The organism is Salinicoccus sp. RF5, from assembly GCF_020786625.1.
Taxonomy (GTDB): Bacteria; Bacillota; Bacilli; order Staphylococcales; family Salinicoccaceae; genus Salinicoccus.
Genome location: NZ_JAJGRC010000001.1, coordinates 535,712 through 549,416, shown reverse-complemented (window position 1 = coordinate 549,416; position 13,705 = coordinate 535,712). Strand labels below are relative to the sequence as shown.

Here is a 13,705-nt window from a genome sequence, read left to right as displayed (position 1 = left end):
CTTAAGGGTATTTTATTGGGTAAGAATATATATGAGATGAATGTTTTCAGGAAGGTATGGAAACTTCAAAAGTTCGTAAAATCAAAAATAGGAGTGATCGAATGTTTTCAATTTTTAATAGTGTACCATCAGTCACAACTTCAGAGTTAGAAGAGAAAATCAATAAGGATGCGGTGCTGCTGGATGTAAGGACACCCCGCGAATTCCGCAGCGGACATATCAGAGGGGCCAAAAACGTACCGCTCAGTGAAGTGGGGAACTATGACCCGAAAGATAAGAAAGTCTATGTAATCTGTCAGTCCGGCATGAGAAGCAAGCGGGCAGCCAAGATGCTCAAGAAGAATGATGCCGATGTGGTAAACGTGCGTGGCGGCATGAGTGCCTGGACAGGAAGAACTGTACAGGGTAAATAATACAAATAACTGAAGAGACGGTGTGGGCTGAGTAGTCCCACACCGTCTCTTTTTATGGACAGAAACGGCATATCTGCTCCTTCTGTCTGATTACAAAGTCACTTCCCGCAATCATTTCAAATGTTTGTAGTAAATAGTAACATCCTTATATTCTCCAAAAGGATCTTGTGAATAGGCAGGGATTTCACCAATACTCTTGTAGCCTTCGGCCAGATAGAGGAAATTCGCCGGCCCATCCTTCTCGGTATCCAGTAGCAGCAGCCATCGGTCCGCCCGCATGGCCGCCTGTTCGGCATGCTGGAGTAATGACTTTGCGACCCCTTTCCTACGGGCATCCGGGTGTGTCATCAGTTTGGCGATTTCCGCCCGGTGCTGGCCATTTTCCTTATCACTGAGGTGGAGCTGGACTGTTCCTGCAATCTTGTCGTCGAGTATCGCTGCGTATAGCTGAACATACTCCGACAGGACGCCATCCCAATAGCGGAGTGCCGTTTCATCGCTCATCGGGTGCAGGAAGTTCATCGAGGCACCATGGGCAACGACTTCCTGGAAGAGGCGGGATAATTCCATCCTATCTTCTTCAATGTTTTTAATCTCCTTGATATGCATGGTATGCATCTCCTTTCACCATTTCGATTATAAAGTAAAGATGAAACTCTGTGCTGTTTTTGCGCCAAGTCGTTACATTTGAATGGAGCAGGTCTATCTGTTAGAATTTATTTCAATCTGGACAACAATTATCCGGTTTACACAGAAGGGAAGTGATCAGGCATGAAAATGAAGACAGGCGTTGAACAGTCGGTCTATGCGGTACTGCTGCTCAATATGCTCCCGGACGGGGCGGTGCTTCACAGTGAAGAAATCAGCAGACAGATCGGCGCGTCACCGACGTATTTTCAGAAACTGCTAAGGAAAATGGGCAGTGCGGAACTGATCACTTCCGTTCCGGGCACGAAGGGCGGCTTCAAGCTGAAGCAGCCTCCGGAGGATATACGGGTATATGATATATATGTTGCGATAGAAGGGCAGCAGTCCCTCTATACACCGAGCGGCATTCTCGAAGGCATGCTTGAGCTTGATGAGGAGGATGACCAGTGCATCCTCGGCAGTCTGATGGACGAGGCGGAGGATTCATGGAAATCCGTACTCAAACGTGAGACCATCGCTTCACTGACCGAGGAGCTTCAGGCGGCGCGCTACAACAGTCAGATGGCCGCCCTCAGAAAGTGGTTGGACGCAAAGATGGTCGTCTAGGACATTTCAATATACAGAGGATAATATAGCCAATAGAGAGTATCAATATTAAAAGGTAGATGGTAATTATGATTATAGGACTCGATAGGATCAATGAACTTGCAAGGAAGCAGAAGCAGATTGGGCTGACGGATGAAGAGCGTGCGGAGCAGCAGCAGCTGAGGGAAGACTATATGCGCCAGTTCCGCGGACAGGTGCTCGACAACCTCGCTGGCCTCACGGTCATCGATCCGCTCGGCAATGACGTGACCCCTGCAAAGCTGAAGCGTGAACAGGAACTCAATAGACTCTTCGAACAATAGCGCAACAAAACGACAGATATAGAAAAGGATGTTAATGATGAGATTAAGTGTACTGGACCAGGCACCTGTGACAAAAGGCAACACCGGCGTGGATGCGCTCAGGAAATCGGAGGAACTGGCGGTGCTTGCTGACGAACTCGGCTATTACCGCATGTGGATGGCTGAACACCACGGCATCGGATCCGTCGTCAGCTCCGCTCCGGAAATTACGGCGGCGCGGCTTGCGGCAAAGACTGAAAATATCCGCATCGGCACAGGCGGTGTCATGATGATGCACTATTCACCACTCAAGATGGCTGAAGTGTTCAAGACGCTCAGTGCATTCTCACCCGGACGGATCGACTTCGGCGTGGGCCGTGCACCCGGTGGAGACGGCAGGGCGGTCTATGCACTGTCGGAAGGCAAGCGTCCCGAGATGGACAACATGTATGAGAAGTACCAGATTGCACTTCAACTGATCAATGATGAGACACCGGAAGGCAGACTGTTCGGCTCGACCCCTGCTGTACCGGACAATGTGACATTGCCGGAAGCATGGATGCTCGGGTCAAGCGGCAACAGTGCCATCGAGACCGCCAAGATGGGTGTCGGATATTCATTCGCCCAGTTCTTCAATGGTGAACTGAGCCGTGAAATACTCGATGCCTACAGAAGGAACTTCAAGCCTTCAGCATTCATGGAGAAGCCGGAAATCAACGTATGCTACATGGTGACGGCAGCTGAGACGCGGGAAGAAGCGGAATACCAGGCAAAGCCGCAGGACATTGCAGGTCTATGGCTCTCACAGGGCAGGATCGAGAAATCCCTGACCCCGGAGGAAGCGAAAGACTATCCACTCACCGAGATGGACAAGATGAAGATCCAGCAGCGCCGTCCGCTCCATATCGTCGGATCGGCGAAGGAAGTTGCCGAAAAGCTGCAGGCCGAGCAGGAGATGTACGGCTTCGATGAAGCGATGATCGTCAGTATCCCACACGCGCAGGAGACACGTCTTGATGTCTACAAATTGCTCGCGAAAGAATTGCTCTAATGAATAGATGAGGCCAGGGTAGATGATACCCTGGCTTTTTTCTGTTCAAATGAAATTCCATCATCACGCAAAATATGAGAAGATGAAGACAATGAGAATTCAGAATGATAGAGGTCGATGAAATGGAACAGATACAACTGGAGCAGCATGCAGATGCTTTCCTCAAAAGGGAATTCGGCATGCCACTTGATATACCGATCCGCATTTCAAAGCGTATGAAATCAAGACTCGGTGCCTTCCGCATAAAATACATACGGGGCAAACCGCAGGATAAGGAAATGGAGATCGTGATGTCACATACTTTCATCAATAATAATCCCTCCGAAACCATTCTTGATGTGTTGTACCACGAATGCGTCCACTATGCACTCTTCGCCAAAAATCAGCCCTACAGAGATTCTGATGCCACATTCATCAGAACCCTCGATCGCCTTGGGATTTCCAGAACACGGACCCATATGTATAGAGGAGAGAGCTACCTGTATGAATGCAAGAAGTGCAGGTACCAGTTCAGCAGGAATATGAAAGGGTATGAGAAGCGGTATATATGCCGTAGGTGCCGTGGACGGTTTACTTATGTCGGAGTTGTTGAGAGAATTTGATGGATAAGTGATGGCATATAAAAGAGTCGTAACCATCGTGCATTAATATCTGCCAACTATGGGTGCCAGAATATATTCGGAAAGATTTAAACGATTAATCATCAATTTTATATATCATAGACTTAACTAAGACACAGTATCCCAAAAAGCTCGACTAATTTTTGGGATACTGTGTCTTTTTTGTCTTCTCCTGTATTTTCAGAGTTACCGATTTATATGACTTTATCTCATTAATAAGGATTAAACACTCTTGGCTTGATGATAAATGTATGATTTTCAAACCAATCTTTGCAGAAATAAGAAAACTGTACATTTATAAATGCATTAAAAGAATAATCCGGATAAAGGTCCCATGTTTCATCATTTCTGCATTTTTACAACAAAATAAATCAGAGGTAATATGTTTGTAGCAGAGGAGGGAGACTATGGTATGGATTATATTGTTTGGTGGTATATGCGCTTCATTCATGGTTGCAGTTACAGAAGCAAAACATTTAAACATTCTTTATAGAAGAAGCAGGTGTGATTCATGTCATCATACTCTGACATGGATGGAGTTGATTCCGGTTGCCAGCTTCGTGTTACTAAAAGGAAAATGTTCCCAATGTAAAAGTAATATTGATATTGGTTCTTTTATTTGTGAACTATTACTGATTTTCTTTTATCTCCTTCCCATATTTTACGACCTGTCCCTAAAGGATCTCACGTTGTATTATCTTATGATTACTATACTCATACCTGTTGCTCTGAATGATTTCAAAACTTTTACGATTCCAAATCATATGAGTCTATTGTTTCTTTTTACCGGGCTTTTTCTGACAGATCTACAATATATCGAACCTTTTAAAGATATAGTCATTATTCTCATACTTCATTTGTTCTATCTGCTATTTTCGGATTCTGTAGGTTATGGTGACATCAAGCTTTTTACAGTCATCACACTGATAACACCGGTCAATTTCTTCGTCTATACAATTCTTCTGACCTATATAATAGGAGGACTGTTTATAATAATTCTTCACTTTTATAAAAGTGATATGCCACGCAAAATACCTCTTGTTCCTTTCATCACAAATGCGCTTATCCTAGCATTCATCCTTTATGAAGAGATAAACACAATCTATTTCGGAGGGTTCCTATGACACTATTAATCAAAGAAATGCATGATTCTGACAAACCACGTGAGAGGTTGATGAACTACGGACCAGACAAACTTACCAACCAGGAACTGTTGGGCATCATCATCAATACCGGCAACAGGGAAGAATCGAGCATAACAGTGGCAAATAGAATCATAAAAGATATGAAAACCATACGTGAGCTCAGAGGCCTGACCTACCAGGAACTGATAAGTGTAAAGGGGATTGGGGAGGCGAAGGCCGTAACAATTCTTGCTGTAATTGAGCTTGCAATCAGAATGCATACGCATTCACTTGAGGAAGATATTTATATAAAGAGTCCGGATGACGTAAGTGATCTTCTGATGGAGAAGATGAGATATTATCAACAGGAACATTTCGTGGTTCTGTATTTATCAACGAAAAATATGGTGATTCATCAGGAGACGATGTTCAAAGGTTCTTTGAACACCTCCATAGTTCACCCAAGGGAAGTATATAAGGAAGCAGTAAAAAGAAGTGCAGCAGCAATCATTTGTGTACACAATCATCCAAGTGGAGACCCCTCACCTTCCAGAGAGGATATAGAAGTTACTAGAAGACTTCATGAATGTGGGGAGATGATAGGAGTTGATTTTCTAGACCACATCATTATTGGTTCGGGAAAGTATATCAGTTTAAAGGAAATGAATTTCATTAAATGAGGAGTGGGTAGATGGGATTGGATATGTATCTTTATCTTCAGGAACGTGAAACCAATGAAGTCATCGAATATAGTTACTATCGGAAATTCAACGCATTGCAGGGTTACTTTGTGAAGCATTTCAGTCTTGAAAACTGTGGAAAAATAAAGTTGTCATTAGAAATGGTGAATGAACTGTATCTTTTACTTAATGAAATCCGCCATTCTCCTGAAAAAGCAAATTTGCTTATGCCTGCATTCCCTGGTCCTTTCTTTGGTTCATATGAGTATGACCGGATATACCATAACTATATCCACCAAGCCGCCTGTGACTTCTATCACGCCAAGTTCATAGATTATGAAAAATACGATCTTTTCTTCACTTCAGACTGGTAAAGTGCGATTTTAAACATTACAAATCGATTACAACTCTGTAATATTTGTAAATTCTGTTGAAAACCGAAATAGTTTGGGATATTATAAATATGACTTAAAAATGACATAACAAGGAGGTCAAACCGATGATTAATGTAATTCTTTCATCCGTAAACCAATTTTATAGTGTTGCCTCCTTTGATAGATTCTAATCATTCCGGTTGGATCTAGATATCATATATATTATTTCTTATCTGTTGTAGGGAGGCTGCCGCCTCTCTATTTTTATGCTCGTAATGAGTGTGCACAAATGGAGTGCGCACTTTTTTTGATGTCATTTTTAAGAAAATTCTGTAAACAAGGGGCTGATGATGTGGTATCTTCAATTTGCATAAGACAGTTTGACGCTATGACACCAACGAATAACACAACAAGGAAAACCAGAGGGGACCATCGACTGTAATTGTGGATTGAATCCCTGGTTTCGGACAGGGTGGTGATATCATGTTTGATTTTTTATGGAAATTGAAATGGTATTTTGGAGAACATAAATGGAAGTATACGACAATCGTACTTGTACTGCTTGTGGCGAATATCCTTGAAATCATTCCGCCGCAGCTGATTGGCTGGACCATCGATGCCATTGCCGGTGGGGAAATGACGGAGCGCCTGATGTGGCAGCTGGTCGGTGTATTCATCGTGGTGACCATACTGACTTACGTGGCGACATATCTATGGGCCTATCTGCTCTTCGACGGGGCGGTGAAGATCGAAAGCATCATCAGGATGAAGCTGATGCGGAAGTTCCTGCTCATGTCGCCGAGCTTCTATGAACGCAATCGGACGGGCGACCTGATGGCGAAGGCGACGAACGACCTGAAGAGCGTAAATCAGGCCGCTGGCATGGGACTTTTGACCCTGGTGGATGCGACGACTTTCATGCTGACGATCATACTGGTCATGGGATTCACGATTTCCTGGCAGCTGACTTTCTTTGCACTGTTGCCGCTGCCGATATTGGCGATTGTCGAGCAGCGACTCGGCAAAAGGATCAACGAGGCGCATACGGAGAGCCAGGAGGCGTTTGGATCTATGAACGATTCGGTGCTCGAAATCGTGGAAGGGGTGAAGCTCACACGGAGCTATGTGCAGGAGGGAGCCGAGAACAGACGGTTCAGGGGGATGACGGACGACTATCTGGAGAAATTCATGAAAGTGGAGCGTCTTGATGCATTATTCCAGCCGTTGACGATCATCGTCACGACATTCAGCTTCATGGTCGCATTCGGCTATGGCGCAGTGCTTGCGAACCGCGGCCTCATAACTGTCGGAGACATTGTGGCCTTCAATGTCTATCTGAACATGCTGATATGGCCGATGTTCGCCGTCGGCATGCTGTTTAATGTCATGCAGCGGGGAAATGCTTCGCTGACACGCATCAACAGTGTTCTGGATATGGAGGATGATGTGAATGATAGTGGCGTGCATGGAATCCAGGAATCAAATATGGATTTCGACCACGTCTCGTTCCAGTATCCACTGAGTGGCAGAACGAACCTGGCCGATGTATCACTCACGCTAAAAAGCGGTCAGACGCTCGGCATTGTCGGCAGGACGGGCAGCGGTAAATCGACGCTCATCAAACAGCTTCTGAAGTTCTATCCTGAAGGGCAGGGGAGGCTGGTCATTGATGGCCGGCCGATAGCGGAGCTTGACCGGGGAACACTGCGGGAGAAGGTGGGGTATGTCTCCCAGGAGAACATCCTCTTCTCAAGGACGGTACGGGAGAACATCCTGTTCGGAAATCCCGGGGCGACTGAGGCACAGCTTGAGGATGCAATCCATCTTAGTGCGCTCGATCAGGATCTCAAGCGGATGCCCGAGGGACTCGAGACGATGGTTGGTGAAAAGGGCATCGCCCTGAGCGGCGGCCAGAAGCAGCGGATCTCCATTGCACGGAGTCTGATTCGGGATCCGGATATACTGATCCTGGATGACGCCCTCAGTGCCGTGGATGCAAAAACGGAAAAGAGGATCATCGACGGCATCCGTAGGAATCGTACAGATAAGACGACCATCATCGTGACACACAGGCTGTCTGCCATCCAGCATGCTGACCTGATCGTTGTCCTGGATGACGGCCGGATCATAGAGATGGGGACCCATGATGAGTTGTCCGCTTCAGATGGCTGGTACAGCCGGCAGAACGACTATTATCTGAAGGGGGGTGCATCGACATGAAGGAAATGAAAATATTAATGGGCTATGCCTTTAAGTTCCGAAGGCATTTCATCCTGGGGATATCGCTCATGGTGCTGATGGTCGGATTCGAACTGCTCGGGCCTTTTATTGCCATGCAGATCCTCGACCGTCATATACAGGATGGTACAGGGGAGATAGAAATGCTGCCGATCTACCAGCTCCTTGGCGTATTCCTCAGCATCAAGATGATGCACGCCATCTTCAGCTACCTGCAGGAAATCGTGCTGCAGAAATCGGGTGCCCTCGTAGTGCAGGACATCCGCAACGATGTCTTCCGGCATGTGCAGAAGCTGCCGATCCGCTACTTCGACGATCTGCCGGCCGGCAAGGTGGTTGCCCGAATCACGAATGATACGGAATCCATCCTGCATATGTTCTCAGAGGTGCTGCCGATGTTTCTGGTGAGCACTCTGACCATCGGCGGCATTACGGCAGTGACATTCTTCATCAACTTCTGGGCGGGACTTGCCATGCTCATGGTCATCCCTCTCGTCCTCATATGGATGGTGCTCTACAGGAAGTATTCGGAAGGGTACAATCATATGCGGCGGGAGCGGAACAGCGACATCAACGCCATGCTGAATGAGTCGATCAGCGGCATGCCGATCATCCAGACCTTCAACCGGGAATCCCAGGTGACGGAGGAGTTCAAAAATCTGAACGATGGCTATGTCAGAAGTTCGAACAGCCTGATCAGACTTGAAAGTGCCACTGGAGAGAACCTTATGGGGACCTTCCGTTCCCTGCTGTTCGCTGTGCTGGTCTATATATTCGCCTCCGCTTTCCTCGACGGGTCGGCAGCCCTGTCGGTCGGGACGATGTATATCCTGGTCGACTATATTACACGCTACTTCAACCCGTTGTTCGAGATCATCCGCCAATTGGATATATATGAACAGGCGCGGGTGGCAGCGCTCAAAGTGTTCGAACTGCTGGATGCTCAGGCAGAAGAGGATGACACGGGTGTGCTTGGCGAATTTGATGGACATATCGCCTTCGAACGGGTTGGTTTTTCATATGACGGCAAAAATCAGATGCTTGAGGACATCAATATGGAAGTATCACCGGGAGAGACGGTGGCACTTGTCGGCCATACAGGGTCCGGCAAAAGTTCGATCATCAACCTGCTGATGCGGTTCTATGACCCGACCGGGGGCACCATACGGTTCGATGGCAGGGATATCCGAACCATCGGCAAGCAGTCTTTGAGGCAGTACATGTCGATTGTGCTCCAGGATCCCTTCATCTACAGCGGGACGCTGCTGTTCAACCTCAGGCTGAACAATACCGATATTACGAAAGCGGAGGCAGAGGCGGCGCTCGTGAGTGTGGGTGGAGCTGAAATGCTCTCCAGGCTGCCGGATGGCGTGCATACAGAACTTGCAGAACGCGGTTCGACACTGTCCCTTGGGGAACGGCAGCTGATTTCATTCGCACGTGCCTTGGTGTTCGATCCGAAGGTGCTCGTACTGGATGAGGCGACAAGCAACATCGATTCGGAGACGGAGCAGATGATCCAGCATGCCATGAAGGTCGTAAGCCGGAATCGGACGACATTCATCATTGCACACAGACTCTCGACGATCCAGCATGCAGATCAGATCCTCCTGCTTGATGCCGGACGTATTGTCGAGCGGGGCAGTCATGAGGCCCTCCTCAAATCGGGCGGAGAATACGCCAAGATGTACACCATGCAGGTGGCCCATGTATCCGGAGTGGAATAACTGTGGGAGAAAATATTTTGAAATTTGACTTTTCTCCCACATTAATGTAGAGTGATGAGCATTCAATTGAATACTTTTATCCAGAGAAGTGGAGGGATTGGGCCCTGTGAAGCTTCAGCAACAGGCCGTAAGGCACTGTGCTAAATCCCGCAAGCCGCAGGCTTGGCAGATAAACGATCGAAGCCATTTGCCTTTGGGCAGGTGGCTTTTCATTTTTAGGAAGGAAGTGGTGGAATGGCAATTGTGCTTGAAGATGTGTCGAAGACATATGAGGTCAAGGGGAAGAGGATCGAGGCTTTGAAAAAACTTTCCCTGACGATAGAGGAAGGGGAGATATTTGGACTGATCGGCTTTAGCGGGGCAGGGAAGAGTACGCTGCTCAGACTGATCAATCTGCTTGAGGCACCGAGTTCCGGCAAAGTGAACGTGAACGGGACTGAGCTTGGAAGTCTGACGGGGGAGGACCTCAGAATCCGCCGGCAGAAAATCGGCATGATCTTTCAGCAGTTCAATCTGATCGAATCGAAGACGGTCTATCAGAATATTGAATTCGTTCTTAAGGCAAGCAAGTATGACAAAAAGAAAACGCGGGGACGGATCGAGGAACTTCTCGACCTTGTCGGACTCGGCGACAAGGCGGACAGCTATCCGAAAAATCTGAGCGGCGGCCAGAAGCAGCGTGTCGGCATCGCACGGGCCCTTGCGAACCATCCGGATGTCCTGCTGTGCGATGAAGCGACCAGTGCACTAGACCCCGATACGACGAAGACCATCCTGAAACTTCTGAAGCGGATCAATAGGGAGCTTGGCATCACAATCGTCTTGATCACCCATGAAATGGAAGTCATAAAGGAAGTTGCAGACCGTGTCGGCGTCATGACGGAAGGTGAAGTTGTAGAGATCGATGACGTCTACAGCATATTCAGCCATCCGAAGCATGATGTGACGAGGGGCTTCGTACAGGATATATATGATTTTGTCATCCCTTCCCATATCGAGGTGAACGATCGTTCCGAAGTGATTACGATCAAATTCCTCAACGAGCATGCTGAGGCGAACTATGTGAACCAGCTCTACCGCCATTTTGAATGTGACATCAGCATTCTGAACGGACGCATCGAATACATACATGATATGCCTCTCGGCTTCCTGATGCTCCACATCAAGGGCGAACCGGACGAAATAGCGCGTCTGAAAAGCTTCATCGATGAATCCAAAGGAATAGAAAGGGCTGAAATCTATGCAGAGATTGACTGAGATTGCACCGCTCCTTTACCGTGCACTGCTTGAGACGACACTGATGGTTTCCATCTCCATCTTCTTTGCGGTGCTGCTCGGGCTGCCGCTCGGCATACTGCTCTATATCACGGCGAATCCGCTGCTGTTTCGGATAAAGCCTTTAAACCAGTTTCTGGGCGCAGTGACCAACGTCATCCGCTCATTCCCATTCATCATACTGATCGTCGCAATCATGCCGATTGCGACATGGCTGACGAACAGTTCGCATGGTCCTGTATTTGCGAGCGTGGCGTTGTCGCTCGCAGCCATCCCGCTGTTTGCACGGCTTGTTGAAACAAGCTTCAACGGCGTCAATACGGGTGTCATTGAGGCGAGCATCGCCGGTGGTGCCTCCCTATGGCTGATCGTGACGGACGTCCTGATTCCGGAATCGAAACGCGGGATCACCCAGGCGATTACGCTGACGATCATCTCCATCGTCGCATTCAGTGCAACGGCGGGGGTGGTCGGCGGGGGCGGCATCGGCGACCTTGCCATCAGATATGGCTATTACCGCTATGATACGGTGACGATGGTTGCGACAGTCGTCGTGCTGATCATCATCGTCCAGCTGATACAGCTCATTGGGGACTACTTGAGCCAAAGACAGGAGGGGAACTGATATGCGCGGAATATTGATATTTCTTGCTTCGACACTGGCAGTGATCATCGGATCGAGCGCCCTGCTCTATGAAGGGGAGGGCGAGGTCATTACAATCGGTGCATCAACGGGGCCGTACAGTGATATGGTGAACTTTGCACTGAAGCCGGCACTTGAAGAGCAGGGTTATGTGGTGGAAATCGTCGAATATACGGATTACATCCAGCCGAACAATGCGCTGCATAATGGCGACCTCGATGCCAACCTCTATCAGAACAAGTCGTTCATGCAGGACTTCAACAACGAAAATGGCACCGACTTCATCAACCTGATCCAGGTGCCGACTGCACCGATGGGGCTCTATTCCAGCGAGTTTGATTCCATCGCAGAGATTGAGAATGGCAGCGAAGTCGCATTGCCGCTCGATCCGGTCAATTCCTCCAGAGGGTTCCAGACACTGATGGACGCAGGACTGATAGAAATAGCTGAAGATGCCAATATGCTGGCCATCGAAGAAGAAGACATCCTTCAGAACAATAAGAACCTCGAGTTCGTCTACCAGGATTCGGGTCAGCTGCCGAGGAGTGTAGATCAGATTGGACTCTCGCTTGTGCCAGGCAACTTCGCCCTGGCAAGCGGCATGGATCTGGCGGATGCACTGCAGCTTGAGAATATGAACGAGAATTTCCGGAACCAGATTGTCATCAATGCAGAGGATGAGGAGACGGAACTTTCCCGTTCCCTGATCGAAGCCGTCGAGTCTGAGCATTTTAAACAGACGATAGACAATCAGTTCCAGGGCTTCGATAAACCGGAGGGATTCTAATGGCAAACAGACTGATTGAGAGCATACCACCCAGCTATTTCAAAACAGCGATGGCGAGCAATGTGGAACAGGGTCCACTGCCGCTGATCAACCTGGCGGTCGGCATCCCGGATGGGGAGACGCCGGGCCCGATCCTGGATGCGGCGTCCGATGCCCTATATAATGAAGAGAACCAGCGGTACGGTCTTTTCAGAGGGAAGCAGTCCTTCAAGGATGCGATCATCAGGTTCTACTCCGACCAGTATGGTGTGGAACTTTCAGAGCATAATATAGCGATACTCTATGGTACGAAAAGTGCCCTGGTCCAGTTTCCGATGCTGTTCATCGAACCGGGCGAGGGTGTCTATCTGCCGAACCCGGGCTATCCGGACTACGCGGCCGGCGTGAGGCTTGCACGCGGGGAGGTCTATGATCTTCCGCTTCTTCCCGAAAACGGGTACCTGCCGGATTACGATAGGTTGCCGGACGATGAGCTCGATAATGCCAGGCTCCTCTACTTGAACTATCCATCCAACCCGCTCGGCGCCGTTGCAGACAAGGAATTCTTCGACCGCACGGTGGCGCGGTTCAAAGGTACGAAGACGCGGATCGTCCATGATTTCGCCTATGCGCCGTTCTCCTTCGAAGGTCGGCATCCGAGTATGCTCGAAAGCGACCCGGATCTGGAGTGTGCCATCGAGATATACTCACTTTCCAAGGGCTTCAACATGTCCGGTTTCCGGGTGGGCTTTGCGGTAGGCAACCATGAAATGATCGAAGCGATCAATACGTATCAGGATCATACCCAGACAGGGATGTGGGGTGTCCTGCAGGATGCATCCATTGCAGCATTGGAAAATGCAGGAGAGATACTGCCGCACCAGGAGGAGAAGTTCCGGCGGCGGAGTGCCCTGGTGACCGGGGCATTCAAAGAGATGGGCATCCCGATCAATCCCATAAGGGGCGGAATATTCGGATGGATCCGTGTGCCGGAAGGCCATGATGGGGAGTCCTTCAGGGAGTTTCTGATGAAGGAGCAGTCCATCCTCGTGACCCCGGGCATTCCCTTCGGATCGAGGGGGAGCGGCTACATCAGAATATCCCTTGCCGTCAGGGATCAGATGCTGGAAGATGTTATTTCCCGCTTTGGGAATATCCGTCATCTATGGCAGTGACGTGGAAAAGTACAACATTTAATTTCGAATCACCCCTTGAAAGCATCCCCGAATACATGTAACATAATAGATGTAATGAAAACG

At 48.5% G+C, this 13,705-nt stretch carries 15 protein-coding genes and 1 riboswitch; of the genes, 14 read left to right on the top strand and 1 reads right to left on the bottom strand.

Annotation, left to right across the window (positions count from 1 at the left end):
* Positions 1-101 precede the first annotated feature (101 nt).
* Positions 102-413, top strand: a complete 312-nt coding sequence (locus tag LLU09_RS03015; RefSeq protein ID WP_175286925.1) for a rhodanese-like domain-containing protein — start codon at positions 102-104, stop codon at positions 411-413.
* A gap of 111 nt (positions 414-524) precedes the next feature.
* On the opposite strand, the gene LLU09_RS03010 is transcribed toward LLU09_RS03015, so the two are convergent.
* The gene (locus tag LLU09_RS03010; RefSeq protein WP_228310405.1) at positions 525-1,022 is read right to left on the bottom strand and encodes a GNAT family N-acetyltransferase; all 498 of its coding nucleotides are present in this window, start codon (positions 1,020-1,022) and stop codon (positions 525-527) included.
* 162 nt (positions 1,023-1,184) lie between these two features.
* Here LLU09_RS03010 and LLU09_RS03005 point away from each other — a divergent pair, with 162 nt between their 5' ends.
* The 13 genes from LLU09_RS03005 (at position 1,185) to LLU09_RS02945 (ending at position 13,621) form a co-directional block, all read left to right on the top strand.
* The gene (locus tag LLU09_RS03005; protein ID WP_228310404.1) at positions 1,185-1,667 is read left to right on the top strand and encodes an RrF2 family transcriptional regulator; all 483 of its coding nucleotides are present in this window, start codon (positions 1,185-1,187) and stop codon (positions 1,665-1,667) included.
* 68 nt (positions 1,668-1,735) lie between these two features.
* Entirely contained in the window at positions 1,736-1,969 is a 234-nt protein-coding gene (locus tag LLU09_RS03000) for a DUF896 domain-containing protein (protein WP_175286928.1), read from the top strand.
* Positions 1,970-2,006: 37 nt separating this feature from the next.
* Complete coding sequence (locus tag LLU09_RS02995) at positions 2,007-2,999, top strand: LLM class flavin-dependent oxidoreductase (RefSeq protein WP_040105548.1); 993 nt, start codon at positions 2,007-2,009, stop codon at positions 2,997-2,999.
* Positions 3,000-3,121: 122 nt separating this feature from the next.
* On the top strand, positions 3,122-3,601 hold the full coding sequence (locus LLU09_RS02990) for a SprT-like domain-containing protein (protein WP_228310403.1): 480 nt from the start codon (positions 3,122-3,124) through the stop codon (positions 3,599-3,601).
* Between the two features lie 425 nt (positions 3,602-4,026).
* Positions 4,027-4,743, top strand: a complete 717-nt coding sequence (locus LLU09_RS02985) for a prepilin peptidase (RefSeq protein ID WP_228310402.1) — start codon at positions 4,027-4,029, stop codon at positions 4,741-4,743.
* The gene (gene radC, locus LLU09_RS02980) at positions 4,740-5,423 is read left to right on the top strand and encodes a RadC family protein (RefSeq protein ID WP_124010116.1); all 684 of its coding nucleotides are present in this window, start codon (positions 4,740-4,742) and stop codon (positions 5,421-5,423) included. Before LLU09_RS02985 ends, radC begins: the two co-directional genes overlap by 4 nt.
* Positions 5,424-5,434: 11 nt before the next feature.
* Entirely contained in the window at positions 5,435-5,797 is a 363-nt protein-coding gene (locus LLU09_RS02975) for a hypothetical protein (protein WP_228310401.1), read from the top strand.
* Between the two features lie 483 nt (positions 5,798-6,280).
* A complete protein-coding gene (locus tag LLU09_RS02970) occupies positions 6,281-8,017 on the top strand; it encodes an ABC transporter ATP-binding protein (RefSeq protein ID WP_228310400.1) in 1,737 nt (578 codons plus the stop codon).
* The gene (locus LLU09_RS02965) at positions 8,014-9,762 is read left to right on the top strand and encodes an ABC transporter ATP-binding protein (protein ID WP_228310399.1); all 1,749 of its coding nucleotides are present in this window, start codon (positions 8,014-8,016) and stop codon (positions 9,760-9,762) included. Before LLU09_RS02970 ends, LLU09_RS02965 begins: the two co-directional genes overlap by 4 nt.
* A gap of 73 nt (positions 9,763-9,835) precedes the next feature.
* Positions 9,836-9,938: riboswitch (SAM riboswitch) on the top strand.
* Positions 9,939-9,996: 58 nt separating this feature from the next.
* A complete protein-coding gene (locus tag LLU09_RS02960; protein WP_228310398.1) occupies positions 9,997-11,019 on the top strand; it encodes a methionine ABC transporter ATP-binding protein in 1,023 nt (340 codons plus the stop codon).
* Positions 11,003-11,662, top strand: coding sequence for a methionine ABC transporter permease (locus tag LLU09_RS02955; protein WP_031548829.1), 660 nt, complete (start codon positions 11,003-11,005; stop codon positions 11,660-11,662). Before LLU09_RS02960 ends, LLU09_RS02955 begins: the two co-directional genes overlap by 17 nt.
* Position 11,663: 1 nt before the next feature.
* A complete protein-coding gene (locus LLU09_RS02950; protein ID WP_175286941.1) occupies positions 11,664-12,467 on the top strand; it encodes a MetQ/NlpA family ABC transporter substrate-binding protein in 804 nt (267 codons plus the stop codon).
* Complete coding sequence (locus tag LLU09_RS02945; RefSeq protein WP_228310397.1) at positions 12,467-13,621, top strand: aminotransferase class I/II-fold pyridoxal phosphate-dependent enzyme; 1,155 nt, start codon at positions 12,467-12,469, stop codon at positions 13,619-13,621. Before LLU09_RS02950 ends, LLU09_RS02945 begins: the two co-directional genes overlap by 1 nt.
* The last annotated feature ends 84 nt before the right edge of the window (positions 13,622-13,705 follow it).

What these genes read in the sequence shown, in the direction of transcription:
- LLU09_RS03005 (WP_228310404.1), top strand. Translation starts at nt 1,185, where the DNA reads ATGAAAATGAAGACAGGCGTTGAACAGTCGGTCTATGCGGTACTGCTG.
- LLU09_RS02955 (WP_031548829.1), top strand. Translation starts at nt 11,003, where the DNA reads ATGCAGAGATTGACTGAGATTGCACCGCTCCTTTACCGTGCACTGCTT.
- LLU09_RS02965 (WP_228310399.1), top strand. Translation starts at nt 8,014, where the DNA reads ATGAAGGAAATGAAAATATTAATGGGCTATGCCTTTAAGTTCCGAAGG.
- LLU09_RS02990 (WP_228310403.1), top strand. Translation starts at nt 3,122, where the DNA reads ATGGAACAGATACAACTGGAGCAGCATGCAGATGCTTTCCTCAAAAGG.
- LLU09_RS02970 (WP_228310400.1), top strand. Translation starts at nt 6,281, where the DNA reads ATGTTTGATTTTTTATGGAAATTGAAATGGTATTTTGGAGAACATAAA.
- LLU09_RS02945 (WP_228310397.1), top strand. Translation starts at nt 12,467, where the DNA reads ATGGCAAACAGACTGATTGAGAGCATACCACCCAGCTATTTCAAAACA.
- LLU09_RS03015 (WP_175286925.1), top strand. Translation starts at nt 102, where the DNA reads ATGTTTTCAATTTTTAATAGTGTACCATCAGTCACAACTTCAGAGTTA.
- LLU09_RS03000 (WP_175286928.1), top strand. Translation starts at nt 1,736, where the DNA reads ATGATTATAGGACTCGATAGGATCAATGAACTTGCAAGGAAGCAGAAG.
- LLU09_RS02985 (WP_228310402.1), top strand. Translation starts at nt 4,027, where the DNA reads ATGGTATGGATTATATTGTTTGGTGGTATATGCGCTTCATTCATGGTT.
- LLU09_RS02995 (WP_040105548.1), top strand. Translation starts at nt 2,007, where the DNA reads ATGAGATTAAGTGTACTGGACCAGGCACCTGTGACAAAAGGCAACACC.
- radC (WP_124010116.1), top strand. Translation starts at nt 4,740, where the DNA reads ATGACACTATTAATCAAAGAAATGCATGATTCTGACAAACCACGTGAG.
- LLU09_RS02950 (WP_175286941.1), top strand. Translation starts at nt 11,664, where the DNA reads ATGCGCGGAATATTGATATTTCTTGCTTCGACACTGGCAGTGATCATC.
- LLU09_RS03010 (WP_228310405.1), bottom strand. Translation starts at nt 1,022, where the DNA reads ATGCATATCAAGGAGATTAAAAACATTGAAGAAGATAGGATGGAATTA.
- LLU09_RS02960 (WP_228310398.1), top strand. Translation starts at nt 9,997, where the DNA reads ATGGCAATTGTGCTTGAAGATGTGTCGAAGACATATGAGGTCAAGGGG.
- LLU09_RS02975 (WP_228310401.1), top strand. Translation starts at nt 5,435, where the DNA reads ATGGGATTGGATATGTATCTTTATCTTCAGGAACGTGAAACCAATGAA.